This is a genomic window from Nocardia rhamnosiphila NBRC 108938 (genome assembly GCF_000720425.1).
In the GTDB taxonomy this organism is placed as follows: domain Bacteria; phylum Actinomycetota; class Actinomycetes; order Mycobacteriales; family Mycobacteriaceae; genus Nocardia; species Nocardia rhamnosiphila.
Genome location: NZ_JOAJ01000003.1, coordinates 20,255 through 45,409 on the forward strand (window position 1 = coordinate 20,255; position 25,155 = coordinate 45,409).

Annotated in this window: 23 protein-coding genes; 13 read left to right on the forward strand and 10 right to left on the reverse strand. The window is 70.1% G+C overall.

Annotation, left to right across the window (positions count from 1 at the left end; all coding sequences use genetic code 11):
* Positions 1 to 25 precede the first annotated feature (25 nt).
* The gene (locus tag IG75_RS0111900) at positions 26 to 1,498 is read right to left on the reverse strand and encodes an MFS transporter (RefSeq protein WP_030521286.1); all 1,473 of its coding nucleotides are present in this window, start codon (positions 1,496 to 1,498) and stop codon (positions 26 to 28) included.
* 54 nt (positions 1,499 to 1,552) lie between these two features.
* Between IG75_RS0111900 and IG75_RS0111905 the strand changes: the two genes are divergently transcribed.
* The 3 genes from IG75_RS0111905 (at position 1,553) to IG75_RS0111915 (ending at position 3,931) form a co-directional block, all read left to right on the forward strand.
* Positions 1,553 to 2,299 carry a TetR/AcrR family transcriptional regulator C-terminal domain-containing protein gene (locus IG75_RS0111905; RefSeq protein ID WP_051714528.1) on the forward strand — a complete coding sequence of 249 codons (747 nt, stop codon included), beginning with the start codon at positions 1,553 to 1,555 and terminating at the stop codon, positions 2,297 to 2,299.
* A gap of 96 nt (positions 2,300 to 2,395) precedes the next feature.
* Entirely contained in the window at positions 2,396 to 3,172 is a 777-nt protein-coding gene (locus IG75_RS0111910) for a nucleotidyltransferase domain-containing protein (protein ID WP_030521288.1), read from the forward strand.
* 267 nt (positions 3,173 to 3,439) lie between these two features.
* Complete coding sequence (locus IG75_RS0111915; RefSeq protein ID WP_030521289.1) at positions 3,440 to 3,931, forward strand: hypothetical protein; 492 nt, start codon at positions 3,440 to 3,442, stop codon at positions 3,929 to 3,931.
* A gap of 4 nt (positions 3,932 to 3,935) precedes the next feature.
* On the opposite strand, the gene cobN is transcribed toward IG75_RS0111915, so the two are convergent.
* The gene (gene cobN, locus IG75_RS0111920; protein WP_030521290.1) at positions 3,936 to 7,568 is read right to left on the reverse strand and encodes a cobaltochelatase subunit CobN; all 3,633 of its coding nucleotides are present in this window, start codon (positions 7,566 to 7,568) and stop codon (positions 3,936 to 3,938) included.
* 227 nt (positions 7,569 to 7,795) lie between these two features.
* Here cobN and IG75_RS0111925 point away from each other — a divergent pair, with 227 nt between their 5' ends.
* Entirely contained in the window at positions 7,796 to 8,197 is a 402-nt protein-coding gene (locus IG75_RS0111925) for a PaaI family thioesterase (RefSeq protein ID WP_030521291.1), read from the forward strand.
* A gap of 26 nt (positions 8,198 to 8,223) precedes the next feature.
* Positions 8,224 to 9,408, forward strand: a complete 1,185-nt coding sequence (gene cobG / locus IG75_RS0111930; protein ID WP_030521292.1) for a precorrin-3B synthase — start codon at positions 8,224 to 8,226, stop codon at positions 9,406 to 9,408.
* Positions 9,409 to 9,453: 45 nt separating this feature from the next.
* Here cobG and IG75_RS0111935 read toward each other — a convergent pair whose 3' ends face one another.
* Positions 9,454 to 9,762, reverse strand: a complete 309-nt coding sequence (locus IG75_RS0111935) for a hypothetical protein (RefSeq protein ID WP_156058868.1) — start codon at positions 9,760 to 9,762, stop codon at positions 9,454 to 9,456.
* Positions 9,763 to 9,973: 211 nt separating this feature from the next.
* Positions 9,974 to 10,825, reverse strand: a complete 852-nt coding sequence (locus IG75_RS0111940) for an oxygenase MpaB family protein (RefSeq protein WP_245713193.1) — start codon at positions 10,823 to 10,825, stop codon at positions 9,974 to 9,976.
* Between the two features lie 224 nt (positions 10,826 to 11,049).
* Here IG75_RS0111940 and IG75_RS0111945 point away from each other — a divergent pair, with 224 nt between their 5' ends.
* Both IG75_RS0111945 and IG75_RS0111950 read left to right on the forward strand, forming a co-directional pair.
* Positions 11,050 to 12,177: an NDMA-dependent alcohol dehydrogenase gene (locus tag IG75_RS0111945; RefSeq protein WP_030521295.1), complete on the forward strand. Its 1,128-nt coding sequence runs from the start codon at positions 11,050 to 11,052 to the stop codon at positions 12,175 to 12,177.
* Positions 12,178 to 12,235: 58 nt separating this feature from the next.
* Entirely contained in the window at positions 12,236 to 13,303 is a 1,068-nt protein-coding gene (locus IG75_RS0111950; protein WP_030521296.1) for an NAD(P)H-dependent amine dehydrogenase family protein, read from the forward strand.
* A gap of 12 nt (positions 13,304 to 13,315) precedes the next feature.
* Here IG75_RS0111950 and IG75_RS0111955 read toward each other — a convergent pair whose 3' ends face one another.
* Positions 13,316 to 13,744, reverse strand: a complete 429-nt coding sequence (locus IG75_RS0111955) for a nitroreductase family deazaflavin-dependent oxidoreductase (RefSeq protein WP_030521297.1) — start codon at positions 13,742 to 13,744, stop codon at positions 13,316 to 13,318.
* A 171-nt stretch (positions 13,745 to 13,915) separates the two neighbouring features.
* Entirely contained in the window at positions 13,916 to 14,530 is a 615-nt protein-coding gene (locus IG75_RS0111960; RefSeq protein WP_081876830.1) for a lipocalin family protein, read from the reverse strand.
* Positions 14,531 to 14,812: 282 nt separating this feature from the next.
* Here IG75_RS0111960 and IG75_RS0111965 point away from each other — a divergent pair, with 282 nt between their 5' ends.
* The 6 genes from IG75_RS0111965 (at position 14,813) to IG75_RS0111990 (ending at position 21,249) form a co-directional block, all read left to right on the forward strand.
* Positions 14,813 to 15,655, forward strand: coding sequence for a MerR family transcriptional regulator (locus IG75_RS0111965; protein ID WP_030521299.1), 843 nt, complete (start codon positions 14,813 to 14,815; stop codon positions 15,653 to 15,655).
* A 389-nt stretch (positions 15,656 to 16,044) separates the two neighbouring features.
* Entirely contained in the window at positions 16,045 to 17,010 is a 966-nt protein-coding gene (locus IG75_RS0111970; protein ID WP_030521300.1) for an SDR family NAD(P)-dependent oxidoreductase, read from the forward strand.
* A gap of 115 nt (positions 17,011 to 17,125) precedes the next feature.
* Entirely contained in the window at positions 17,126 to 18,235 is a 1,110-nt protein-coding gene (locus IG75_RS0111975) for a 4Fe-4S binding protein (RefSeq protein ID WP_063834136.1), read from the forward strand.
* A 223-nt stretch (positions 18,236 to 18,458) separates the two neighbouring features.
* Entirely contained in the window at positions 18,459 to 19,094 is a 636-nt protein-coding gene (locus tag IG75_RS0111980) for a precorrin-8X methylmutase (protein WP_030521302.1), read from the forward strand.
* Positions 19,091 to 20,665: a precorrin-2 C(20)-methyltransferase gene (locus IG75_RS0111985; RefSeq protein WP_030521303.1), complete on the forward strand. Its 1,575-nt coding sequence runs from the start codon at positions 19,091 to 19,093 to the stop codon at positions 20,663 to 20,665. The genes IG75_RS0111980 and IG75_RS0111985 overlap by 4 nt, the downstream gene beginning before the upstream one ends.
* Positions 20,666 to 20,721: 56 nt before the next feature.
* Entirely contained in the window at positions 20,722 to 21,249 is a 528-nt protein-coding gene (locus IG75_RS0111990; RefSeq protein ID WP_036513800.1) for a PadR family transcriptional regulator, read from the forward strand.
* Between the two features lie 307 nt (positions 21,250 to 21,556).
* On the opposite strand, the gene IG75_RS0112000 is transcribed toward IG75_RS0111990, so the two are convergent.
* From IG75_RS0112000 to dprE2, 4 genes are all read right to left on the reverse strand, one after another.
* Positions 21,557 to 22,330: a cobalt-precorrin-6A reductase gene (locus IG75_RS0112000; RefSeq protein ID WP_030521306.1), complete on the reverse strand. Its 774-nt coding sequence runs from the start codon at positions 22,328 to 22,330 to the stop codon at positions 21,557 to 21,559.
* Entirely contained in the window at positions 22,327 to 22,950 is a 624-nt protein-coding gene (locus IG75_RS0112005; protein WP_030521307.1) for a DUF8020 domain-containing protein, read from the reverse strand. Before IG75_RS0112005 ends, IG75_RS0112000 begins: the two co-directional genes overlap by 4 nt.
* 92 nt (positions 22,951 to 23,042) lie before the next feature.
* A complete protein-coding gene (locus tag IG75_RS0112010; protein ID WP_030521308.1) occupies positions 23,043 to 24,311 on the reverse strand; it encodes a bifunctional cobalt-precorrin-7 (C(5))-methyltransferase/cobalt-precorrin-6B (C(15))-methyltransferase in 1,269 nt (422 codons plus the stop codon).
* Entirely contained in the window at positions 24,308 to 25,072 is a 765-nt protein-coding gene (gene dprE2 / locus IG75_RS0112015; protein WP_030521309.1) for a decaprenylphospho-beta-D-erythro-pentofuranosid-2-ulose 2-reductase, read from the reverse strand. Before dprE2 ends, IG75_RS0112010 begins: the two co-directional genes overlap by 4 nt.
* Positions 25,073 to 25,155 lie beyond the last annotated feature (83 nt).

The window sequence follows — 25,155 nt, forward strand, 5'->3', positions numbered from 1 at the left end:
ACGGTAGGCCGACAGCGGTCGCGCGTCACGGATTGCGGGCCGGGGTTTCCACGGCCGCCGGTTCTTCGTTCCCGGCCGGTTGTGGACGGGCCCGCAGGACGAGCGCGCCGAGGAGGGCGGCCGCCGCAGTGAACCCGGCACCCACCCACGCTCCTGTCGATACCGCAGCGGTGAACGCGGTCTTCGCGACCTCGGAGTATCCGAGTTCGAATGCCGCGCCGATGGATTCCCGGGCGGCCGGGGGCGCGTCGGCCGGCATTCGCGCGGTGAAGACACCGGCCAGCACACTGCCCAGAATGGCGATACTCAATGCCATACCCACCTGCTGCAGGGTGTCGTTGAGGGCCGAGCCGACACCCGCGTGCCGCAGCGGGATGGCGTTCATGATGGCGGTGTAGGCGGCAGGTCCGGCCAGGCCGCCGCCGATCCCCATGACCAGCATGCCGGCCAGTACCCACAGATATCCGGTGCCTACGGCCAGAATCGCGAAGGCGGCGGCCATGACCGACAGTCCCGCCACGATGAGCGTCTTGTTCGCGAGGTTCTTGCCCAGGGTCGCGCCGAGGCCGTTGCACACCGCGCCGGCCAGGGCGTAGGGCAGCAGCGCGAGACCCGCTTTCATCGGCCCGTAGCCGAGGACGAACTGCAGGTACTGGGTGAGCATCAGCATTACCGCGCCCATCCCGAACACCATCAGCAGCACAGTGGCGCAGGTGCCGGTGAAATCGCGGTTCGCGAACAGGCCCAGGGGCAGCATCGGATGCTCCTGCCGACGCTCCCACAGCACGAACGCGGCGGCGGAGACGACCGCCAGAATCAGTACCGGGAGGTTCCATTCGCGCTCGATGATCAGGTACACGGTCGAGGCGAGTGCGAGGATCGACAGCACCACGCCCACCGCGTCGATCGGGCGCTGCGCACCGGTGGTCTCCGGCATCAGCACCAGGGCGGCGGCGATCGCCAGGACGGCCACCGGAATGTTCAGCAGGAACACCGACCCCCACCAGTAGTGCTGTAGCAGGAGACCACCCAGCGTCGGACCGGCGACGATACCGAGGATCGACACCGTGGACCAGGCGGCCAGTGCCATCCGGCGTTCGCTCTCGTCGAAGGTGGTCATCAGGATCGACAGCGTCGAGGGCATCAGCAGGGCGCCGCCCACACCCATCACGGCCCGGGCGGCGACCACCTGCCAGGGGTCGATGGCCAGGACCGCGGCCAGTGAACCCACCCCCAGCACGATCAGGCCGAGGATCAGCATCAGCCGGCGGCCGAACCGGTCCGACAGGCTGCCCGCGGTGAGCAGCAGACCGGCGAAGACCAGCACATAGGAGTCCAGGATCCACTGGATATCGGAAGGGGTCGCGTCGAGTTCCCGGATCAGCGAGGGGATCGCGATGGTGAGCACAGTGCTGTCGATCATCAGCACCAGCAACGCGAGGCACAACGCGGCGAGGATCAGCCATCGGCGCGGATCTCGTACAGTGTTCGATTCCACTCGCACACTGTACGACGGAATCGAACACTGTGCGAGTGCGGTTAGGATCGAACTGTGACCGAGCAGTTCAGAAGTGTGTGGACCCGTGCGCCCCGGCGTACCCGGACCTCGGGCCTGAGCCGGGACCAGATCGTGCGCGCCGCAGTGGCCGTCCTGGACAAAGAGGGTCTCGAGGCGCTCAGCATGCGCAGACTCGGCGCCGAACTCGGAGCGGGCGCCACCAGCCTGTACTGGCACGTCGCGAACAAGAACGAACTTCTCGAACTGGCCCTGGACGAGATCTGGGGTTCGATCGACGACGGCGGGCTGGAATCCGCCTCCGGCCTGCGCGAACTGCTCAGTACCTTCGCTTACAACTTCCGCAGTGCGCTGCTGTCGCATCCATGGGCGGCGACGCTCATCGGCCAGATACCGAGTGTCGGCCCGCAGGCCTTCCGGCTGACCGAGCGGCTGCGGCGGGCCTTCACCGAAGCGGGTTTCCGGGGCTTCGACGTCTACCTGGCCAGTGGCACCGTCACCAGTTTCGTACTCGGCCAGGTTGTGCCGTTGATCGCGATGGAGAAGGCCCACGGTGGTCCCGTGGACAGTGGCCAGGTGATGCGGATACTCGACGAACTCAGCGCCGACTACCCCCAGATGCGCGCCGATTACCGGACACTCATGCCCGAGGATTCCGCGGTCGGCAATGCGCTCGGCTTCGATTTCGGCCTGCTGTGCCTGCTGGACGGGTTGGAGGCCCGGCTACGCGCCCAGCAACCCGCGCCACCCACGGATGTGGACGAATCCCACCACCGTCGCTGACGGCCGACGAGCCGACGGCGGGCATGTACGGCGAGCGGCAGGAGACCCGGTCGGACGATACCGACCGGCACCATCGAATCCGAAGGACATGGACGGATATCTGTGACCGACGAAAAGTTCCTCGCCCACGTCGCCGGCCGGTTGGCCGCCCTGCCGATGGTGCATGCCGTCGCCCTCGGTGGATCACGCGCAGCGGACACCCACACCCCGGACAGCGACTGGGACTTCGCGATCTACTACCGGGGCGACTTCGACCCGGCAGACCTGCGTGCCGTCGGCTGGGCGGGCGAGGTCTCCGAGGTCGGCGGCTGGGGCGGGGGCGTCTTCAACGGCGGAGCCTGGCTCACGATCGACGACCGGCACGTAGACGTCCACTACCGTGACCTCGACGTCGTCGAACACGAACTCGCCGAGGCCCGGCAGGGCCGCTTCCATTGGGAGCCGCTGATGTTCCACCTCGCGGGTATCCCCAGTTACCTCGTGGTCGCCGAACTCGCCGTCAACCGGGTACTGCACGGCACTCTGCCCTGCCCCGCCTACCCGGGTGCGCTACGCCGCGCGGCTCCGCCGATATGGCGCGACCGCGCGACCAGGACACTGCGCTATGCGCGCGACGCATACGTCCGGCGCGGACAGGCGACCGAAGTCGCGGGCGCGCTGGCCACCGCCGCTGTGCAGACGGCACACGCGGTGCTGGCGGCTCGCGGCGAGTGGGTCACCAACGAGAAGCGGCTACTGCACCGTGCCGGGCTGCGGGCCGTCGACGAGATCGTGGGCGGACTGACAACCGACCCGGCGGTGCTCGCCCGGGCAGTGGACGCGGCTCGGCAGCTGTTGCTCGCCCCCGAACCGGCCGACGGCGACACCGTGTGACCGGTCCTCGCCGGGTCACCATTCGTCTCGGGTCACGATGCGGTCTCGGCAAGATCGAACATCACAGGTTCGGCAAGATCGGGTTCCCCCGGGTGCGGCGCCGGCCGCGTGGCTTCTAGGCTCGCGGAGGGCCGCCGCCGTTCCCCCCGTGACCAGGTGCGGCCCATCCGGACCCGGCGTCCCGGCGACGCCCACCGCACCGACCGGCCAACGGCGTGCCGGCACCGATAACGCGCTCCGAGCGCTGACGACCCCGAAGGACCTCCTGTGAAAAAGACCGTCCTGGCCGCCGCTGCCGTCGTTCTCCCGCTGTTGTCCGCCACCGCCGCCGGCGCCGAACCGGTCCCGGTGATCCCCGAACCGCCGGTGGCGGCCGCGCAGGATCAGGTTCCTTCCGGACCGCTCGGAACCACGTTCCCGGTTCGTACCGGAGGAGATATGGCCGTCACGATCAACCCCGCCGACGCGGTGGTCGAGCCACGCGCCGACGGTCAGCGGGTGCTGGTGTACGACGTGACCGCCGAGCAGACCGCGGGCAACCCCTACTTCCTGCCGACACTCGACCTGCGCATGGTGACCGCCGACGGGACGACGGTGTATCCGCTCACCGATGTCCCCGGCGAATTCCCGGCCGGGTTCCTGGAGCCGGGACAGCCCCGTCACGGGCTGGTGGCCTTCGGCCTCGACCGGCAGCAGACACCGGCACAGATCATCTTCGCCACCAGCGACTATTTCGTGCAGAGCAGCTGGACCCTCTGACCGGCTATTCGAGTTCGCCCTCGGTCTCCAGGTACACCTGGCGCAGCCGGTCCAGCGTCTCCCGCTCGGGGCTCGCCCACATCCCGCGTTCCGCCGCCTCGAGCAGACGTTCGGCGATACCGTGCAATGCCCACGGATTGGACTGCTCCATGAACTTGCGGTTCGTCTCGTCGAACACATAGCTCTCGGAGAGCTTCTCGTACATCCAGTCGGTGATCACATCGGTGGTGGCGTCGTAGCCGAATAGGTAATCCACGGTGGCCGCCATCTCGAAAGCGCCCTTGTACCCGTGCCGGCGCATGGCCTCGAGCCAGCGCGGATTGACCACCCGGGCCCGGAACACGCGCGTGGTCTCCTCCGACAGCGTGCGGGTACGGACCGCGTCGGGGCGAGTGCTGTCGCCGATATAGGCCTCCGGGTTCTTGCCCGTCAGGGCGCGCACCGTGGCGACCATCCCGCCGTGGTACTGGAAGTAGTCGTCGGAGTCGGCGATATCGTGCTCGCGGGTATCGGTGTTCTTCGCGGCCACCGCGATCCGGCGGTACGCGGTACGCATATCGTCGGCCGCCGGCGCGCCGTCGAGGTCGCGCCCGTAGGCGTAGCCACCCCAGGTGGTGTAGACCTGCGCGAGATCGTCGTCGGTGCGCCAGCTCTTGGAATCGATCAGCTGGAGCAGCCCCGCACCGTAGGTCCCCGGTTTCGAGCCGAAGATACGGGTGGTGGCCCGACGCTCGTCACCGTGCTCGGCGAGATCGGCGCGGGTGTGGGCGCGGACGTAGTTGGTCTCCGCGGGCTCGTCGAGTTCGGCCACGAGCCGCACCGCGTCGTCGAGCAATGCCAGCACGTGTGGGAAGGCGTCGCGGAAGAATCCACTGATCCGTACCGTCACGTCCACGCGCGGCCGGCCCAATTCCGCGGAATCGATCACCTCGAGGGTGGTGACCCGGCGGCTGGCCTCGTCCCAGACCGGGCGCACCCCGAGCAGGGCGAGTACCTCGGCGATATCGTCGCCGGAGGTGCGCATGGCCGAGGTGCCCCAGACCGACAGACCCACCGAGCGCGGATACTCGCCGTGGTCGGCCAGATAGCGTTCGAGCAGTGATTCGGCCATGGCCTGCCCGGTTTCCCAGGCCAGCCGCGACGGTACGGCCTTCGGGTCCACGGAGTAGAAGTTACGGCCGGTCGGCAGCACATTGATCAGGCCGCGCAGCGGCGAACCACTCGGGCCGGCCGGGATGAAACCGCCGTTCAGCGCATGCAGTACCCGGTCGATCTCGACCCCGGTCCCCCGCAGCCGCGGCACCACCTCGGTCGCGGCGAAACGCAGCACCGCGGCGACCGCCGTAGGATCGCCGCCGGCCGTTTCGAACAATTCGTCCGCGTGCTGGGCGACGAGCCGGTCCACTGCCTCGGACGCCCACCCGGCGGCCTGCAGCGCGACGATCAGTTCCCGGGCGCGGGCCTCCACCGTATCGACCCGTTCCCGCGCCTCGCCGCCGGATTCGCTGAGCCCCAGCGCTTCCCGCAGCCCCGGTACCGACATCTCCCCGCCCCACAACTGCCGGGCCCGCAGCATGGCCAGGACCAGGTCGACCTCGCCGTCACCGGCCGGGGCGCGGCCGAGAATATGCAGGCCGTCGCGGATCTGCACATCCTTGATCTCGCACAGCCAGCCGTCGACGTGCAGCAGCATATCGTCGAAGGATTCCTCGTCCGGGCGTTCGGCCAGCCCCAGATCGTGGTCCATCTTCGCGGCGCGCATGAGCGTCCAGATCTGCTGCCGGATGGCGGGCAGTTTGGCCGGGTCCAGCGCGGAGATGTTCGCGTGCTCGTCGAGCAGCTGTTCGAGACGGGAGATATCGCCATAGCTCTCGGCGCGCGCCATCGGCGGAATCAGATGATCCACCAGGGTGGCGTGGGCGCGGCGTTTGGCCTGGGTGCCCTCCCCCGGATCGTTCACCAGGAACGGGTAGATCAGCGGCAGGTCCCCCAGAGCGGCATCGGTACCGCACGCTGCGGACATACCCAGGGTTTTGCCGGGCAGCCACTCCAGGTTGCCGTGCTTGCCCAGATGCACCATCGCGTCCGCGCCGAAACCCCCGGCCGCGGGGTCGGTGGACAGCCACCGGTAGGCGGCGAGGTAGTGGTGGCTCGGCGGGAGATCGGGGTCGTGGTAGATGGCGACCGGGTTCTCGCCGAAACCGCGCGGCGGCTGCACCATGAGCACCACATTGCCGAATCGCAGCGCGGCGATGACGATTTCGCCGCGCGGGTCGGCGGAACGGTCCACATAGAGCTCACCCGGGGGCGGCCCCCACGCTTCGACGACAGCGGTGCGCAGCTCCTCGGGCAGCGTGTCGAACCAGGCGGTGTAGACCTCGGCGCCGATCCGTACCGGGTTGCCCTCGAGCTGTTCGGCGGTGAGCCAGTCCGGATCCTGGCCACCGGCGGCGATCAGCGCGTGCATCAGCGCGTCGCCGTCACGTTCTTCCAGGCCCGGGACCTCACCCGGGGCACCGAGATCGTATCCGGCGGCACGCAATTCGGTGAGCAGCGCAATAGCGCTGGCGGGCGTATCCAGTCCGACGGCGTTACCGATACGGGCGTGTTTGGTGGGGTAGGCCGAGAGCATGAGCGCCAGGCGTTTGCGGCCGGCGGGGATGTACCGCAGCCGTGCGTGCCGCACCGCGATCCCGGCGACGCGGGCGGCGCGTTCGGCGTCGGGCACATAGGTGGACAGCCCGTCCTCGTCGAACTCCTTGAAGGAGAACGGCACCGTGATGATCCGGCCGTCGAACTCCGGCACCGCGACCTGGGTCGCCACGTCCAGCGGGGACAGCCCGTCGTCATTGGCCTCCCACTGCGCGCGGCCACTGGTCAGGCACAGGCCCTGCAGGATCGGGACATCCAGTTCGGCCAGCGCGCCGATATCCCACGCCTCGTCGTCACCGCCCGCCGCGGCCAGCGCCGGTTTGCTGCCGCCGGCCGCCAGCACGGTGACCACCAGCGCGTCGGCCTGCCGGAGGGTGGCGAGCAGGTCGGGTTCGGCGGTACGCAGGGAGGCGCAGTAGACGGGCAGCGGTACCGCGCCGGCGTCCTCGATCGCACCGCACAGTGCGTCGATATAGCCGGTGTTCCCGGCCAGATGCTGGGCCCGGTAGTAGACGACGCCGACCGTCGGTTTCCCGGCCACCGGTTCGGGATACCGTGCGGCGCGGTCGAGCCGGCCCCAGGCGGGCAACTGCACCGGCGGTTCGAACCCGTGCCCGGTGAGCAGGACCGTATCGGAGAGGAAGTTGTGCAGCTGGCGCAGATTCTGCGGTCCGCCGGCCGCCAGGTAGTTGTGCGCGTCGGAGGCCACGCCGACCGGTACGGTCGAGCACTCCATCAGTTCGGCGTCGGGGGCCATCTCCCCGCCGACCGCGACCACCGGCACCCCGCTCGCGCGCACCGCGGCCAGGCCGTCCTCCCAGGCCCGTTTGCCGCCGAGGATCCGCACGATCACCAGATCGGCGTCCGCGAGCAGGCCGGGGAGATCCTCCACCAGCAATCGGGCCGGATTGGCCCACCGATACTCGGCGCCACTGGCGCGCGCGCTCAGCAGATCGGTATCGGAGGTGGACAGCAGCAGAATCACAGCGATGACCTTCCTGGGGTGGCGCGCCCGTGGGGGGTTGTGTGCTCGCCGGAGAGGGTCTGGCTGTGTCAGTGGCGCGACCGCACCGGAGTTCCACCGGTTTCCTCGTCACCCGTCGAGCCCCCGGATGCTACCGCGACCACCGAGGCCGTCCGTCACCACACCGGTGAGCGGCACCCGCGCGCCCGTACTTGCCGACGCTTCTCGTTCCGGGTTGGCTTCCTCCCATGACCGATGACGCGGGGACGCAACTGTTCCACCAGTCCATGCCCTTCACCGAACGCCTCGGCGTGGAGGTGCTCGAACACGGTCCCGGTTTGGTGCGCAGCCGCATCACCTGGGACGAGACACTGTGCACACTGGGTGGCGCGCTGCACGGCGGCGTGCTGATGGCGCTGGCGGATTCGACCGCGGCGGTCTGCGCGTTCCTCAATCTGCCCGAAGGCGCCCAGGCGACCACCACCGTCGAATCGAAGACGAACTTCCTGCGCGCCGTGCGGTCGGGTCATGCCGAGGCGTCGTCCCGGCCGTTGCACACCGGGCGGTCGTTCATCGTCGTCGAGACCGAGGTGCGCGACGACGCGGGCAAGCTGGTGGCGAAGGTGACGCAGACCCAGGCGGTGCGGTAGTCCGGCGTCCGTAAACTGGTCGGATCATGGCACGTACCGATCCCGATTCCTGCCCCGGCGTCCTGCGCCTGCACGAGGCCGCCGACGGCCCGCTGGCCCGGGTCCGGGTGCCGGGCGGGATGCTCGCGCCGGAGCAGGTGCAGACCCTGGCCGCGGCCGCCGGTGAGCTCGGGGACGGCAATATCGAGCTGACCTCGCGCGGCAATGTGCAGTTGCGCCGGATCCGCGACGCCGACGCGCTCACCGAACGGCTGGCCGGTGCCGGGCTGCTGCCGAGCCGGACCCACGAGCGGGTCCGCAACATCATCGCTTCGCCCCTGTCCGGCCGGGTCGGCGACCACCCCGATATCCGGCCGCTGGTCGCGGCCCTCGACACGGGGCTGCTCGGCTCGCCCCGGCTGGCCGAACTCCCGGGCCGGGTCCTGTTCACCCTCGACGACGGCCGGGGCGATGTGACCCCGCTCGGCCCGGATATCGGCCTGCACGTCCTCGACGGCGACCGAGCCGCCCTCGTGCTCGCCGGACGGGACAGCGGTATCCGCGTGACCACCGCCGAAGCGCCCGAGGTGCTGCTGGCGGCCGCGCACGGATTCCTGGCACTCGCCGACGGGCAGTGGCGCCTGCACGAGGTCGCCGACGGCGCCGCGCGACTGGCCGCGCTGCTGGGGCTCGAACCCCGGTCCGAGCGGCTGGAGTTCAGCGGGCCCGGGGACCCGCCGATCGGCTGGCTGCCCCAGCACGACGGTCTCGTCGCGCTGGGCGCGGGTGTTCGGCTGGGCGCCCTACCCGCCCGCACCGCCGAATTCCTCGCCGCTGTCGAACGGCCGATCCTGCTCACTCCGTGGCGCAGCCTGATCGTCACCGATCTGGAGGAGTGGCCCGCCGAGCAGGTCGTCCGGGTGCTGGCGCCGATGGGCCTCGTCTTCGACGCGGATTCACCCTGGCTGCGGATCACCGCCTGCGCCGGAGCGCCCGGGTGCGCGAAATCGCATACCGACGTCCGGGCCGACGCCGCGGCCGCTGTCGAATCGGGCCGGACGGATACCTCCGACGCCGGCGGCTCGGATACGCCGATCCCGGCCGCCGAGATCACCACGGCCGGTCGGCAACACTGGTCGGGGTGCGAGCGCCGCTGCGGCCGGCCCGCTGCGGCGGTCACCGAGGTGACCGCCGGTCCCGAAGGCTACCGGGTGATACCGCCGCGCACCTGAGCCGCCGCACCGCGGAGTACCGCGGTCGCCCCCGGCCGGGCCGCCCTACTGCTCCTGCGAGGTCGAGGACTTTTCGATCGGCCGCGAGCGACGGTCCCCGTCGTCCCCTTTGCCGTGGCTGGCCACCAGGAGCACCACGATCAACAGCCCCATCATCGCCGCGACGGCCAGCGCGGCCGACGGTTTGCGCAACTGCTCGGTTTCCTCGCGCACCGACATCTCCTCCGGCAACAGCACGACGGGTTCGGCGGCACGGCGCTCGGGACGCACCGCGGCTGCCGGACACCCATTCGACCGAATCGTATTCCCGGTGACGAACGACGACCTGCCTTGCGGCTCCTGAACTGTGAGCATGCGGAAATCGTATCGACGTGCGACCGGCGGTTTTTCGGAAACTTCCCGGCAATGGGGAATTTACTTCGTAATAATGTCGAGGTGTCCCAGGTCACGTATGCGCCGGTCAGCGGCTCGGAGCCGGGAACAGCAGGCCCACAACGTAAATCGGCCCGCTGTGACGTGCGGTACGCTGTCCGGCCGTCTCCGGTTTTGTGTCGCAAACCATAGATCAACCGGCCCGGACGCGCCGGACACCCGCATAGGCACGCGGGGCGTATCGCAGGCGATCGGGCAGCAGCGGCCACACCGTACGCACCACCGCCGCGAACACCCCGAACAGCTTCTGGTCCACCGCTGTCCAGCGCAGATCGAGGATCTCGCGGGCGCGTTCGGGCATGAGCGCATTGGCGAGCCAGACATTGAAGGCCATCACCGGCTGCCAGATCACCGACCACACCGGTTCCGGGACTCCGGGCAGCGCCGGGATCCGGGTGCTGCCGAGCCGGAGTGCGAAATCGGTGGTGGCGTTGGCCTCGAGCACCTGGTCGATGGTGCGGTGCCAGTACTCCGCGAACTCGGCGTAGTTCGCCACCAGCACCCGGTCGGACAGTCCGTACATCCGCCACCAGGTGATGCCCTCGGCGATCAGCTGGTCCTTTTCCGCAGCGGTGAGCGGGGTCCCGAAATGCTCGTTGAGGGCGATGGTGAGTTCGACGAAGGTCGCGTGCGTCCACCAGTACACCTCGGGATTGAGCGCGTGGTAGCGCTCCCCCCGGGAATCGGTGCCCTTCAGCGGGCGGTGGTAGTCCCGTACCCGGGCGGCCTGCGCCTCGTTATCGGCGTCGTAGATCATGCCCTGGATCTGCGGCAGGGAGCGGATGAGGCGGTCCCACGGGTCGCGGAAGAAGTTCGAATGGTCCTGGAGGGCCGCGCCCACCGCCGGATGCATGTTCTGCAGGATGCCGGTGCGGCCGAGGAACAGCATGTTCCGCAGATCTCCGGCGTACTCCCAGGTCAGCGACCCGGGTCCGATCGGTGCCCCCACGAGACGGGATGTGGCGGCGGTATCCGGAGCACCCACGATCTGACCTCCTTGTCGAACGGCGCGAAACTCTGAGACGAATAGTAGGTCATCATCTCAGTTTCTCGCCGACCGAGGGTGGCAGACATTCCGCCGGATGGATTTCGCAACGCCCGCCGCCCTCGTGTCGTATGGTCGTCTGGACTAATGTCCATACACTTGTGCATACAGCCGGGCCCGGACACTTCACGAGCCCGGAGCGGTAGGAGAAAGCAGGTTCACCGATGAAGACCAAAGGCGCTCTCATCTGGGAATTCGACCAGCCGTGGCAGATCGAGGAGATCGAGATCGGCGATCCCCGCAAACACGAGGTCAAGGTCCAGCTGGAAGCGGCCGGAATGTGCCATTCCGACCACCATCTGGTCACCGGCGGTATTCCGATGATGGGCTTTCCGGTACTCGGCGGGCACGAGGGCGCCGGCATCGTGACCGAGGTCGGCGAAGGCGTGGAGGACCTCGCGGTCGGTGACCACGTTGTCCTGTCGTTCATCCCGTCGTGCGGGAAATGCAAATCCTGTCAGGCGGGTCTGCGCAACCTCTGCGATCTCGGCGCCCTCCTGCTCGCGGGCACCTCGGTGACCGACGGATCGTTCCGGATCCAGGCCCGCGGTCACGACGTCTACCCGATGGCCCTGCTGGGCACCTTCTCCCCGTACATGGTGGTGCACCAGAGCTCGGTGGTGAAGATCGACCCGTCCATCCCGTTCGAGGTCGCCTGCCTGGTCGGTTGCGGTGTCACCACCGGGTACGGATCCGCCGTCCGCACCGCGGATATCCGGCCGGGCGAGGATGTCGCGATCATCGGCCTCGGCGGCGTGGGTATGTCGGCGTTGCAGGGCGCGGCCCACGCGGGCGCCCGGTACATCTTCGCGGTCGACCCGGTGCCGTGGAAACGCGAACAGGCCGTGAAGTTCGGGGCCACCCACACCTACGCCACCATCGAGGAGGCGACCGCCGGCTGCGCCGAGGTCACCTGGGGCGGTATGGCGAAGAAAGTGATCGTGACCGTCGGCGAGGTGCACGGCGAGGACGTCGACAGCTGGATGGGCATCACCGCCAAGGCCGGTACGTGCGTCCTCACCGCCATGGGCAGCCTGACCGAGAACAAGACGACCCTGAACCTCGCCATGCTCTCGCTATTGCAGAAGAACCTGCAGGGCACCATCTTCGGTGGCGGCAACCCGCACTACGACATCCCGCACCTGCTGTCGATGTACCAGGTCGGCAAGTTGAATCTCGACGATATGGTCACCCGGCAGTACCGGCTCGAGGACATCAACGACGGCTATCAGGACATGCTGGCCGGCCGCAATATCCGCGGCATCATCCGCTACACCGACGCGGACCGCTGAGCCGCCCGGACCACCGGCGCCGGCCTGCCGCGCGACCGGACAGTGACGAGGAGGACGTGTGAGCTACCGGGTCGTGCAATGGGCCACCGGATCGGTCGGCCGGGCCGCGCTGCGAGCCGTTATCGACCATCCGGAACTCGAACTGGTGGGGTGCTGGGTGCATTCGCCGGACAAACGCGGCCGTGACGTGGGTGAGATCCTCGGCCGGGCGCCCGTCGGGGTGCGGGCGACCGACAGTCTCGACGAGATCCTCGCGCTGCCCGCCGACGCCGTGATCTACGCGCCGCTGCTCCCGCGCGCGAAGGAGGTGGCGGCACTGCTGCGGTCGGGGAAGAACGTGGTGACGCCGGTCGGCTGGTTCTATCCCGACGACGAGCAGGCCGAACCGGTCCGGCAGGCATGTCTGGCGGGCGGGACCACACTGCACGGCACCGGAATAGATCCCGGCGGGGTCACCGAGGTGTTCCCGCTGATGCTGTCGGCCATGTCCGCGGCGGTCACCTTCGTGCGCGGCGAGGAGTTCTCCGATATCCGGACCTACGGCGCGCCCGATGTGGTGCGCCACATCATGCGATTCGGTGCCACTCCCGCCGAGGCCGCCGCGGGCCCGATGCGGCAACTGCTCGACGGCGGCTTCCGCCAATCGGTCCGGATGATCCTGGACACGCTGGGCTTCGGCGGGAACCCGGAGATCCGCACGGTGCACGAGACGGCGGTCGCGACCGCACCGATCGAATCACCCATCGGCACCATCGAACCCGGGCAGGTGGCCGGCCAGCGCTTCCACTGGGAGGCGGTGGCCGGCGGCGAAACCGTCGTGCGCATCGGGGTCAACTGGCTGATGGGCCAACAGCATCTCGACCCGCCGTGGACACTCGGCGCCGAGGGCGAACGGTTCGAGATCGAGATCGACGGCGACCCGGGCACGTTCGTCACCATCCGCGGGTGGCAATCCGAACCCGGAGACCCGCCGGAGGCCGAGAATCCCGGGATCGCCGCGACGGCCGCGCACTGCGTCAACTCCGTCCCGTACGTCTGCGCGGCCGAACCCGGTATCCGTACCTCGGTCGAACTGCCGATGGTGGCGGGCCGGGCCCATCCGCGGTTCACGACCGGGTCGCGGTAGGCGAGCAGCGGACTACCGGGTGCGCCGCAACGCCAGAACCGGGATGGTGCGGAAGCCGGCCGCCTTCTGCTCGTATTCGGCGAAGCCGGGATAGCGGCGCGACTGTTCGCCGTAGATGCGGTCGCGCTCCGCGCCGGTCACCTCCGTGACCGTGACGGGATAGGTCTCGGTCCCCCGCTCCACCGTGGCCTCCCCGGCCGCGGTCAGGTTGCGGTACCAGTCGGGATTCGTCGGCGCACCCGCTTTACTGGCGAATACGTAGACCAGGCCGTCGGGATCCTGTTCATCGGCCAGGTACATCATCGGGGTCACCGATTCACGGCCGGTGCGCCGGCCGCGATGGTGCACCAATGCCAACGGCGCATCCTTGAAGAACCCGCCGACCCGGCCCTCGTTGGCCCGGAATTCCGTGATGATCCGGTCGTTCCAGTCATCTGCCATACCCGGCATTATCCAGCGGACCAGCGGCCGGTCCCGTAGTCCCGGCCGCGCGGCGGGTCATCACCGGACCGTTCGACGGCACCGCGACCGGCGCCCGACAGCCCGGCACCACACACATCCTGCCCGCGAACCGCTCACATATCGCGTGACGTGCCATGACCGCCGAAACGGTCAGCGCAGACACAACGGCGTGATATCGGAGCGGCCACCGGTGGTGGGCGAGCTCAGGTACATGCAGGGTGTCTGTCCCGCCGCGGTGATGGCGGACTTCACCTGGTCCCAGGTCGGCGCGTCGAGCGCGGCCGAGCGGGCCAGTACGAAACCCGACAGGCGGCTCGGGTCGGTCACCAGCGCCCAGGAGTAATCGGGGGCCAGCGCGGTGACGATGTAGTTCGTCGGGCCGTCGAGCGAGTCCTGATTCGGCACTCCGGGGAAGCTGACGTGCAACTGCGCGCCGGTCACCGGGTCGTTCACCTTCGCGGTGCCGCGGATCTCGTTCCGGCCGCCCGCCCAGGTGGTGCAGGAATTGTGTACGGCGACATTGCCCTGCGGATCGAGCGTGTACTGCGCGCGGGTGTCGCGCGCACAGTCGAGATTGAACGGCTGGGGTACCGCGGCGAGCTGGTTCCAGTCACCGAGGTACCGGTTCAGGTCCAGCGTGGGGACCGGGGCGGGGCCGGGCGGCAGCGGCGGCTGGGCGACCGCGCCACCGGCGGCCAGGGCACCGAAGGTCAGCAGGGCGGCCACGAGGCCGGTGGTGCGGCGAACTGCACGATGTGCTGTCACGAAAACTCCTCGCGTTCGGCGGTGTGTGACCACTCTAACCCATATAGATGCATAATCGATGCATACCTATTCGGCGCAGGAGGATCGATGGTAGCTATGGGTTTCGCCCGATTCATGGGAGCGGCCACGGCGTGTTACGGACTGGCCGTGGCGATCCTGCTGTGCTGCGCGGCGGGCCCGACCGCGACGAGGGCACGGTGAACACGGCCGTACGCCGACGGCGCCCACGCCGAAGTCGCGGGTCCGCCTCGGCCGGCGAATCGGGACAGGCAGAATAAGACGATGCCCGACGGTTCCACCCCCGCCTCCGACGCGGCCGGCTACACCGTCCGCGCGGTCGCCGAGCGGCTCGGTATCCCGACCGCCACCCTGCGCAGCTGGAACCGTCGCTACGAGATCGGCCCCACCGGCCACCGGCCGGGCACCCACCGGCTGTACACCGAAGCCGATATCGTCCAGCTCGATCGGATGCTCGGACTCATCCGCGGCGGCGCCACCCCGGCCGGTGCCGCGGCCGCGGTGCGCACCCCGGCCGTCGCCCCCGGCGACCTGTCCTCGCTGCTGTCCGCCGCCTTCGCCCTCGACTATCGGTCGGTGACAGCGCAATTGGCCGGCGCGCTGCGGACCTACGGCGTGATCGACACATGGGAACGACTGTGCCGCCCGGCTTTCGCCGAGATCGTCGCCCGCCAGCTGGGCGGCGAGGGCTGCATCGATGTCGAACATCTGCTCTCGTGGTGCATCACCTCGGCGCTACACCGCAACAACCCGCCGGACCGGCTGCGCCCGCGGCCGATCGTGCTCGCCTGCACCGGCGGCGAATCCCACGCGCTCCCCCTCGAGGTGCTGCGGGCCGCGCTGGCGGAGCTCGAAATCGGGGCGCAGATGCTCGGGGCGGATGTGCCCACCACCGCCCTCGCCGACACTCTGGCGCGTCTGGGCCGGCCGGCCGAACTGGTGCTGTGGTCGCAGCACGAGTCGACGGCACTGACCTCCAGTGTGCGGGCCGGCACCGACGCCGGCGCGCAGGTCTTCGTCGGCGGCCCGGGCTGGGACGCGGTCATCCTCCCGGCGGCGGTCGTACGCCTGGCGAGCCTTCCCGAGGCGATCCGGCGACTCGGCTGAGTCCGGTCCCGCCCGCTCGTTCACCCTCATCCATCCGCTATCCCGAAAACGGCGAACCTCTTCGCGACCACGCGCCCGATCGACCGCGGAGCGGCACCCGGCTGGCCATCTACCATAAAACGATGCATACTCGATGCAGACCTGGCCGATGGTCATCGAGCAGAGGAGCGTCATGACCGAGCAGCGCGAACCGGACCGGTCCCGTCCCTGGGTCACGCCTGTGGCACGCGCGATCCGATGGGTATATCGACAAGACGAGCGCGCTCGGTTTCGACCCCGCGTTTAGCGCATGTGGCGGTTGCCTCCGGCGTATGCCGGCACGGGCCGCCGCAGCGGCTTTCCGGAGGTCGGGCAGTTCGTGCCGACGAGACGAGGCGAGGTGTGATCCGATGATCCGTACAGTCGACGCTCTGCTCGACCGGGCCATAGTGCCCGGCTACACCCGCCTCGGGTACCACCTGCGCAAGGTCTCCTGGACCCGTGACGATCCGCCCACCGGCGCCCTGCACGGCAAAACCGCCCTGATCACCGGCGCGACCTCGGGAATCGGCAAATCGATCGCCACCGGCTTCGCGGGCTTGGGCGCCCGCACTGTGCTCGCGGTCCGGGACCCGGCCCGCGGCGAGCGCGCACGCCGGCAGATCCTCGGCGCGGTCCCCGAGGCCCAGGTGGAACTCGAGATATGCGATCCCGCCGAACCCGGCAGTGTCGACGCCTGCGCCCGGGCCGTGCACGAACGCCACGACGCGCTGGACATACTCGTCCACAATGCGGGAATACTGCCCGGCGACCGCACCGAGAACTCCGCCGGCCACGAATTGAGCCTGGCCACCCATGTCCTCGGCCCGCTACGCCTCACCGACCGGCTCGCTCCGCTGCTCGCCGCCTCCGGCGACGCCCGCATCATCTTCGTGGCCTCCGGCGGGATGTACACGCAACCGCTGCCGTTCCGGGATCCGCAGTATCGCCGCGGGGAATACCGGGGTGCCACCGCCTATGCCCGCACCAAGCGAATGCAGGTGGCGTTCGGGCCGCTGCTGGACGGGCGCCTCGCCGACCACGGGGTCAGCGTCCACAGTATGCATCCGGGCTGGGTTGCCACACCCGGGATCACCGCCGCACTCCCCCGTTTCGGTTCCGCGCTGCGCCCGGCGATGCGCACCGCCGCCGAGGGTGCCGATACCGCGGTATGGTTGGCCACCACCACCCCGGCTCCGCTGTCCGGTCATTTCTGGCACGACCGGCGTATCCGTGACGAGCACTATCTGCGCCACACCCGCTATGCGGAGGGCAACCTGCTGTCACTGTGGGAGTACTGCCTCGACGCGGCGGGTGTGCCGTTGCGTCCGCACTGACGCCCCGCGCCGCGGCCGCATCGGGCCCGGCGGATCCGGCAACCGATGAATTCCGCACGCCCACGCCGTCGTTCACTGTGAGTCCGCGTGGATCTCGTTGCGAGAAGGAGTCCCGATGCCGGATACCGATCACGACCCCGCCGCCCCGCGGCGGCTGGCGCAGCATCCGACCGTCCAGCGGATGGCCGGCCGTGAGCGCGAAAAACCCGACCCGGTCCTCGCCGCCGACCGGCTCCGCGAGATCTGCCTCGCGGCCGGCGCCGATGATGTGGGGTTCGTCGCCGTCGAGGACCCGCGGGTGGCCGACGAACTCGAGCACGCACGGGCGATCCTGCCCGCCGCACGCACATTCGTCTCGTTCTGTGTGCGGATGAACCGGGACAATCTGCGCAGTCCGCAGCGCAGTCTCGCCAATACCGAGTTCAATCACGCCGACGACGAGACCAACGCGGTGTCCCGCCGGATCACCCGCGCGCTCCAGGACGCCGGCTACCGCGCGGTCTATCCCGCGCCGGGATATCCGATGGAAGTGCAACAGTTTCCCGGGCGTATCTGGGTGATCGCGCACAAGGTGGTGGCCGAGGCCGCCGGGCTGGGCGTCATGGGCATCCATCGCAATGTGATCCACCCCCGGTTCGGCAATTTCGTCCTGCTCGGCACCGTGGTCACCGACGCGGTGATCGACACCCCGAGCGCACCGCTGGATTTCAATCCCTGCCTGGAATGCAAACTGTGTGTCTCCGCCTGCCCGGTGGGTGCGATCACCCCGGACGGCGGTTTCGATTTCCAGGCGTGCTACACGCACAACTACCGGGAGTTCATGGGCGGCTTCACCGATTGGGCGGAAACCGTCGCCGACAGCGCCGACCGCGACGAATACCGGCAGCGGGTCACCACCGGGGAATCGTTCTCGATGTGGCAGAGCCTGTCGTTCAAACCGAACTACAAGGCCGGCTACTGCATGGCCGTGTGCCCGGCCGGCGAGGACGTGATCGGCGCCTACCTCGACGATCGCCGAGCCCACCTCGACGAGGTGGTCCGGCCACTGCAGAGCAAGACCGAGCCGGTGTACGTGCTACCCGGTTCGGCGGCCGAAGAGCATGTCGCGCGCCGCTTCCCGAACAAGACACCGCAGCAGGTCACCAATGGTTTCCCGGACGAGGTCAACGATCTGCTCGACCAGATCGGCCCGCGCCCGCGGGGCGGCGCCGGCGAGACCGCGTAAGCCCGCTCCGCTCCGCCGGTGAGACGGGTGCCGCTCCGGTAACGGTGTCCTTCGACGACCCGGCCCGGGGCCTGGGCCGTCCTCGACATCTCGTGGCCGCACCACACCGGGCGGGAGATCGTCGATCAGTGGTGGGCGGCGGCTCCACTGTGACCCGGGTACCCCGGCGGCCGAGGCCCACCCGCACCGGCCCGGTGCGCTCGGCCCGGCATAGGGTGTCGGCATGCCCGACACGCGCACCAGCTACGTCACCGACGCGGCCGAGATCTACCGCCGGTCGTTCGCGATCATCCGAGCCGAGGCCGAGCTGGACCGGTTCCCGGCCGATATCGCGCAGGTCGTCGTGCGGATGATCCACGGCTGCGGCCAGGTCGACCTGGCCGGGGACGTGCTGTTCACCCCGGGGGTGGTGGCCGCGGCGCGGGCCGCGCTGCGCGCCGGCGCGCCGATTCTGTGCGATGCGAACATGGTCGCCTCGGGAGTCACCCGGACCCGGCTGCCCGCGGACAACGAGGTGCTGTGCCTGTTGCGGGACCCCCGGGTACCGGAGCTGGCGGCCGAACTCGGGACCACCCGGTCGGCGGCGGCACTGGAGTTGTGGCGGGAGCGGCTCGACGGCGCGGTGGTGGCCATCGGCAATGCGCCGACCGCGCTGTTCCACCTGCTGGACATGATCGCGGCGGGCGCCCTGAAACCGGCCGCCGTGCTCGGTATCCCGGTGGGCTTCGTCGGCGCGGCCGAATCGAAGGACGCGCTCGCCGCGAGCACGGGCGTGGAGTATCTGACGGTGCGCGGGCGGCGCGGCGGCAGCGCCATCACCGCGTCCGCCCTGAATGCGATTGCGAGCGAAGTGGAATGACGGTGGCTACGGGAAAGCTGTGGGGGGTCGGGCTGGGCCCGGGCGATCCGGAACTGGTGACGGTGAAGGCGGCCCGGGTGATCGCCGCGGCCGATGTGATCGCGTTCCACAGTGCCCGGCACGGCCGCAGTATCTCGCGCGGTATCGCCGAACCGTACATGCGGCCGGGCCAGCTCGAGGAACACCTGGTCTACCCGGTCACCACCGAGACCACCGATCATCCCGGCGGTTACCAGGGCGCGATCGACGAGTTCTACGCCGCGGCGGCCGAACGGCTGGCCGCGCATCTGGCGGCGGGCCGGTCGGTGGCGCTGCTGGCCGCCGGGGACCCGCTTTTCTACAGCTCCTATATGCATATGCACCGCCGGCTGGCCGACCGGTTCGAGGCGGAGATCGTCCCCGGAATCACCTCGGTGAGCGCCGCGTCGGCGGCCCTGGCCACTCCGCTGGTGGAGGGTGAACAGGTACTGACGGTTCTGCCCGCGACCCTGCCCGCCGACGAACTGACCCGCCGCCTCGCCGACAGCGAGGCCGCCGCGATCATGAAACTCGGCCGCACCTACCCGGCCGTCCGCAAGGCGCTCGCCGACTCCGGCCGCCTCGACCGGGCCTACTACGTCGAACGGGCCAGCACCGGACGCGAGCGGGTGCTCCCCGCCGGCGACGTGGACGACGCCCAGGTCCCGTATTTCGCGATCACCCTCGTCCCGGGCCCCGAACCGACCACTCCGGTCCCCGCCCGCCGGGGCTCTGCGGCCGCCGAACCGGTGACCCGCGCGGCGAGCACCCCGGCAGCCGAGAGCGCCGCGCCGAGCGGCGCCACGGACGCCGGAGAGGTGGTGGTCGTCGGTCTGGGCCCGGGCGATACGCGCTGGACCACCCCGGAAGTCTCCGCCGCGCTCGCCGCCGCCACCGACCTCGTCGGCTACACCACCTATATCGACCGCGTCCCGGCCCGCCCCGGTCAGCGGCGGCACAGCAGTGACAACCGGGTCGAATCCGAACGCGCCGCCATGGCCCTGGACCTCGCCCGCCGCGGCGGGCGGGTCGCCGTGGTCTCCTCGGGCGACCCGGGGGTGTTCGCGATGGCCGCGGCCGTCCTGGAGGAATCCGCGGACCCGCAGTGGGCGGGGGTGCCGGTGCGGGTCCTGCCCGGAATAACGGCGGCGAACGCGGTGGCCAGCCGCGTCGGCGCCCCGCTCGGACACGACTACGCCACGATTTCCCTGTCCGACCGCCTCAAACCGTGGGACGTGGTGGCCCGGCGCCTGGCGGCGGTGGCCGCGGCCGATATGGCCATCGCCGTCTACAACCCGGCCTCGAGCAAACGCACCTGGCAGGTGGGCGCGATGAAGGACATCCTGCTGGCCCACCGCGCACCGGACACCCCGGTGGTTCTCGGCCGCGATGTGGGCGGCCCGGGCGAATCGGTGCGGGTGGTGACGCTGGGCGAACTGGAACCCGCCGAGGTCGATATGCGGACCCTGCTGATCATCGGCGCCTCCACCACCACGGTTGTCGAGGGCGCCGGCGCATCGCGGGTCTACACCGCGCGGCGCTACCACGCCTGAGCCGAACCCATCCGATAGCATTCCACTATGGAATAGCGACGGTGGAAGGACACGTGGTGAACGGCAAACAGAAGCGGCCGCTGAATTCCACGGCCGCCTCACTTCTGGGTTTTCTGCACGAGGGGCCGATGTCGGGCTGGGACCTGGTGACGCTGGCCCAGGACCGCATCGGCGATTTCTGGACCATCACGCAAAGCCAGGTCTACCGGGAACTCGCCACCATGGATTCGGCGGGCCTGGTCGTCAAGGGCGAAACCGGTGCCCGCGAACGCACTCCGTACCGCATCACCGAGGCCGGCCGCGCCGCATTCGCCGAGTGGATCGCGCGCGACCCGAGCCCGGAGACCATCCGGTTCCCGCTGCTGCTCACCCTGCATTTCGGCGGTCACCTCGAACCGGCGCATCTGGCCTCGATCATCGACAACGCCCGCAAGGTTCACCAGGAACGGCTGGACCGCTACCGCGCCGAGGAAGCGGGCCCGGATCTGTCCCCGCACACCCGGGCGACGCTGGAATTCGGTATCGGATACGAGCGCGCGGTCCTGGACTGGTTCGACCGGCTCCCCGAACTGCTCGGCTCCTGAACGCGCGTCACCCCTCTCGCGCCGGCCTTCGCAGCTACCCCTGGTCGGAAGCCGAACCCGAGCGGTGGCTGCGGGACGACCCCGGTTTCCCGCGCAGCGCCGCCGAAGCCGAACAGTTCCTCGACGGGCTGGCCTTCGACGACACCGCGCGGGTGCCGCCGCTGCCGCCGGCCACCGACGAGGTCGAACGCGGGACCGCCGAACGGCACCGACCGGCGGATTCCGCCGAGCGCGGGGTGGAACGGCCGACCGCGCCGAGCACATCCGGCCGGACCGGGTGCCGTCCGGAAGCGGGACCCGACATCGATCACGGCGTTCCGCCCGGCCGCCCACCCCGGCCCTCGGCGTCCCACGCGGACAGAACTTCTCGCGCTTCCCCGACCGTGGCCACCACCGTGACACCGGACGGCACGGGTGGACGGTCCACGACCACCACCGGAAGCCCGGCGGCGCGCGCGGCGGTGAGCTTCGCGGCGGTCGCCGTACCCCCGCTGTCCTTGGTGACCACGACATCGATCCGGTGCCGGGCCAGCAGTTCCGATTCCTCGGCGACCGTGAAAGGCCCACGGGCCAACAGTATTTCGTGCCGTGCGGGAAGTTCACCCGTCGGCGGGTCGATGGCGCGGATCAGAAACCAGGGCCGGGCATGGCCGGCGAAGGCCGCCACCCCCTGACGGCCGATGGTGAGCAGTATCCGGTCCCCCAGTCCGGCGGCGGTGTCCGCGGCGGCGGCCGGATCGGGGACCCGGTACCAGCGGTCGCCGGGGCCGGCGGTCCAGCCCGGACGGCTCAACCGGATCATGGGCAGTCCGAGTCGCGCGGTGGCCTGCGCGGCATTGGCGGTGATCTTCTCGGCGAAGGGATGGGTGGCGTCGACGACGAGTTCCGTCCGGTTGTCCGCCAGCCATTCGCGCAGCCCCTCGGCACCGCCGAATCCGCCGATCCGCACCTCGCCCGCGGGCCGGATCGGCTCGGAAACCCGACCGGCGAGCGAGGACACTATCTCGTGTTCTCGCTCGCCGGTGAGCAGCCGGGCGAGTTCCCGGGCTTCCCCGGTGCCGCCCAGCAGCAGAATTCTCAGGGCTGGCCGCTGAAGTAGGCGATGGCCGAATCCAGCAGCGGCGGGCCGCCGGCGACCGCGAGGCCGATACCCGCGCCGATGATGGCGCCCGGGATGACGCCGACACCCAGGAACAGGAGGCCGACAGCCGCGCCGATGGCGGCGCCCACGGCCGCACCCAGCGAGGCCGCCTGCAGTTCGCTCATGAACCACTGCTGGGCCCCGATGAACTGCGCCTGTGACGGCGCGCCCGCGACCGGCGTGGCCCGCGGGGTCAGCGTCAGCCGGCTGTTGTCCTCGTCGAGGGTGGCGGCGATCGAGACCACCTGGCCATTGGTGGCCTGGGTGAGCGGGATACTGGTCAGCCGCTCCCCGGCGGCATTGCTCAGCACCACCGCGTCGTTGGCGGCGTCGAGGCTGAACGCACCGCCGGAAACCGTGGTGACCAGCGACTTTCCGGCCTCGGCCAGTGCCAGGGTGTAGTCCACGCCGCGATCGTGACCGGTGACCTCCGGAACCGCGTTCTGCTGCTGCTCGACAGCGGGCGCCGTCGGAGCGGGCGCCGCGTAGCCCGTGCCCGCGGCGATACCGGTGGCCGCCGCCGCCATGATCGCGGTCGCGGCGAACTTCTTGTATTTCACTATCGATCTCCCCGTCGCGCGCGAATCCGCGTGACCCACGCTAGGAACCCCCGTGACCTTACTCCCGATGCCCGATTCGTCCATTCGTGTTGTCACATACGGGAAGTCTCGCCGGACCGGCCCTTGACCACCGACCATTGGGTCACCGGTAGCTGGGGCCGCCATGTGGTGAAACGCCCCAGCGGTTCCCCGCGGTAGACCTGGAAGCGGCGCAGACCGCCCCCGTGCGCCCCGGCCCAGTCCAGCAGCAGTGCCTCCGATTCCGCGGTGACCGCGTTCGCCACCAGCCGGCCGCCGGCGGGCAATCGGGACCAGCAGTGCTCGAACAGCGCGGGTGTGGTGAGCCCGCCACCGAGGAAGATCGCGTCGGGATCGCCGGCCACCGCGTCTCCGGCGAGTTCGGCCACCGCCTCGCCACGCACCTCGATACCGGGTACGCCGAGCGCGACGGCATTGGCGGCGATCTGCGCCCGGCGCCGCGCCAGGATCTCGAACGTGACCGCCCGGCAGGCGGGATCGGTGCGGCACCATTCGATGGCGATACTGCCCGAACCGCCGCCGATATCCCACAGCGTTTCCCCGGGTCCGGGAGCGAGCGCCGCCAGCGTGAGCGCCCGGATCTCGGTCTTGGTGAGCTGCCCGTCCCCGCCGTAGGCGTCGTCCGGCAGGCCGGGCAGCCGGGTGAGGCGGGTGCGCCCGGGTTCGCCCGCCGCGGTGACGGCCACGATATTGAGGGGGTCGCCCGCGGGCTCCCGCCAGGTGGCGGCGGTTCCGGACACCATGCGTTCGGTGGGCCCGCCCAGTTGTTCCAGCACGGTCAGCGCGGAAGGACCGAACGCGTTGTGTCGCAGCAACTCCGCGATCCGCTCGGGCGTATCGGCGTCGGCGCTGAGTACGAGGAGCCGTCGGCCGTCCGCCAGTTCGGGCAGCAACCGCTCCAGCGGCCGGCCGACCACGCTGACGATCCCCACCTCGGCCACCGGCCAGCCCAGCCGGGCACACGCCAGCGAGGCCGCCGACGGTTGCGGGAACACCCGCAACGCGCCGGGCCCGAGCAGCCGGGCGAGGGTGACACCGATCCCGTAGAACATGGGATCGCCGCTGGCGACCACCCCGAGGCGGGTTTCCCGATGCTCGGCCAGCAGCCCGGGCAGCGCGGGAACCAGCGGTGACGGCCACGGTTCCCGCCGCGCGGTCACCTCACCGGGGAGCAACGCCAGCTGGCGCGCCGAACCGAACAGCACCGCGCAGTCGCGCAGGACCTGCCGGGACCGGTCGGGCAGCCCCGCCCAGCCGTCGGCGCCGATACCCACCACCGGAATCGGGTGCCCCGCCCCGGAGAGCGCGGGGTCGGCGGTCACCGGGGCAGCCGCCGCCAGACGGCCTGCGGCAGCAGGCGCATGCCGAAGAACACCGGACGCAGTATTCCCGGGATCCACACCCGTGCCGAGCGGCGGTTCAGCGCGGTCACCACCGCGGCGGCGACCTGGTCCGGCGTGCTGGAGAACGGCGCCGGACTCATCCCCTCGGTCATCTTGCCCACCACGAAGCCCGGCCGGGCCAGCAGCAACTGCACCCCGCTACCGTGCAGCGCGTCGGCCAGCCCGGAGGCGAATCCGTCCAACCCCGCTTTGGCCGATCCGTAGACATAGTTGGCCCGCCGCACTCGGACCCCGGCCACCGAACCGAACACCACCAGCTGACCGCTGCCCCGGGACCGCATCTCGTTGGCCAGGACGGTCAGCACGCTGATCTGGGCGGTGTAGTCGGTGTGTACCACCGCCAGCGCGTGGGCGGGGTCGGCCTCGGCGCGGGACTGGTCGCCCAGCACCCCGAAGGCCAGCACCGCGACCCCGATCGGCCCGTAGTCGGCGGCGATCTTGCCGAGCAGGGCGGGATGACCCGCGGTGTCGTCGGCGTCGAACTCCACCGGATGCACCGCGGTCGCGCCGGCGGCGGTGAGCGCCGCGGTCTCGGCGTCCAGATCCTCGCAGCGTCGCGCGGCCAGCACCACCGCCCGCCCGGGCGCGAGCCGCAGCGCCACCTGCAGACCGATCTCACTGCGTCCACCCAGCACCAGCACCGTGCCCGGGTCGATCCCTCGTGTTCGACGCACAACCATGCGCTCAGTCTGTCATCCGCACACGGCGAGGTGCGGAACCGGGAGACGTGCCGGGCGCGCGCGGCGACCCGCTACGGTCGATC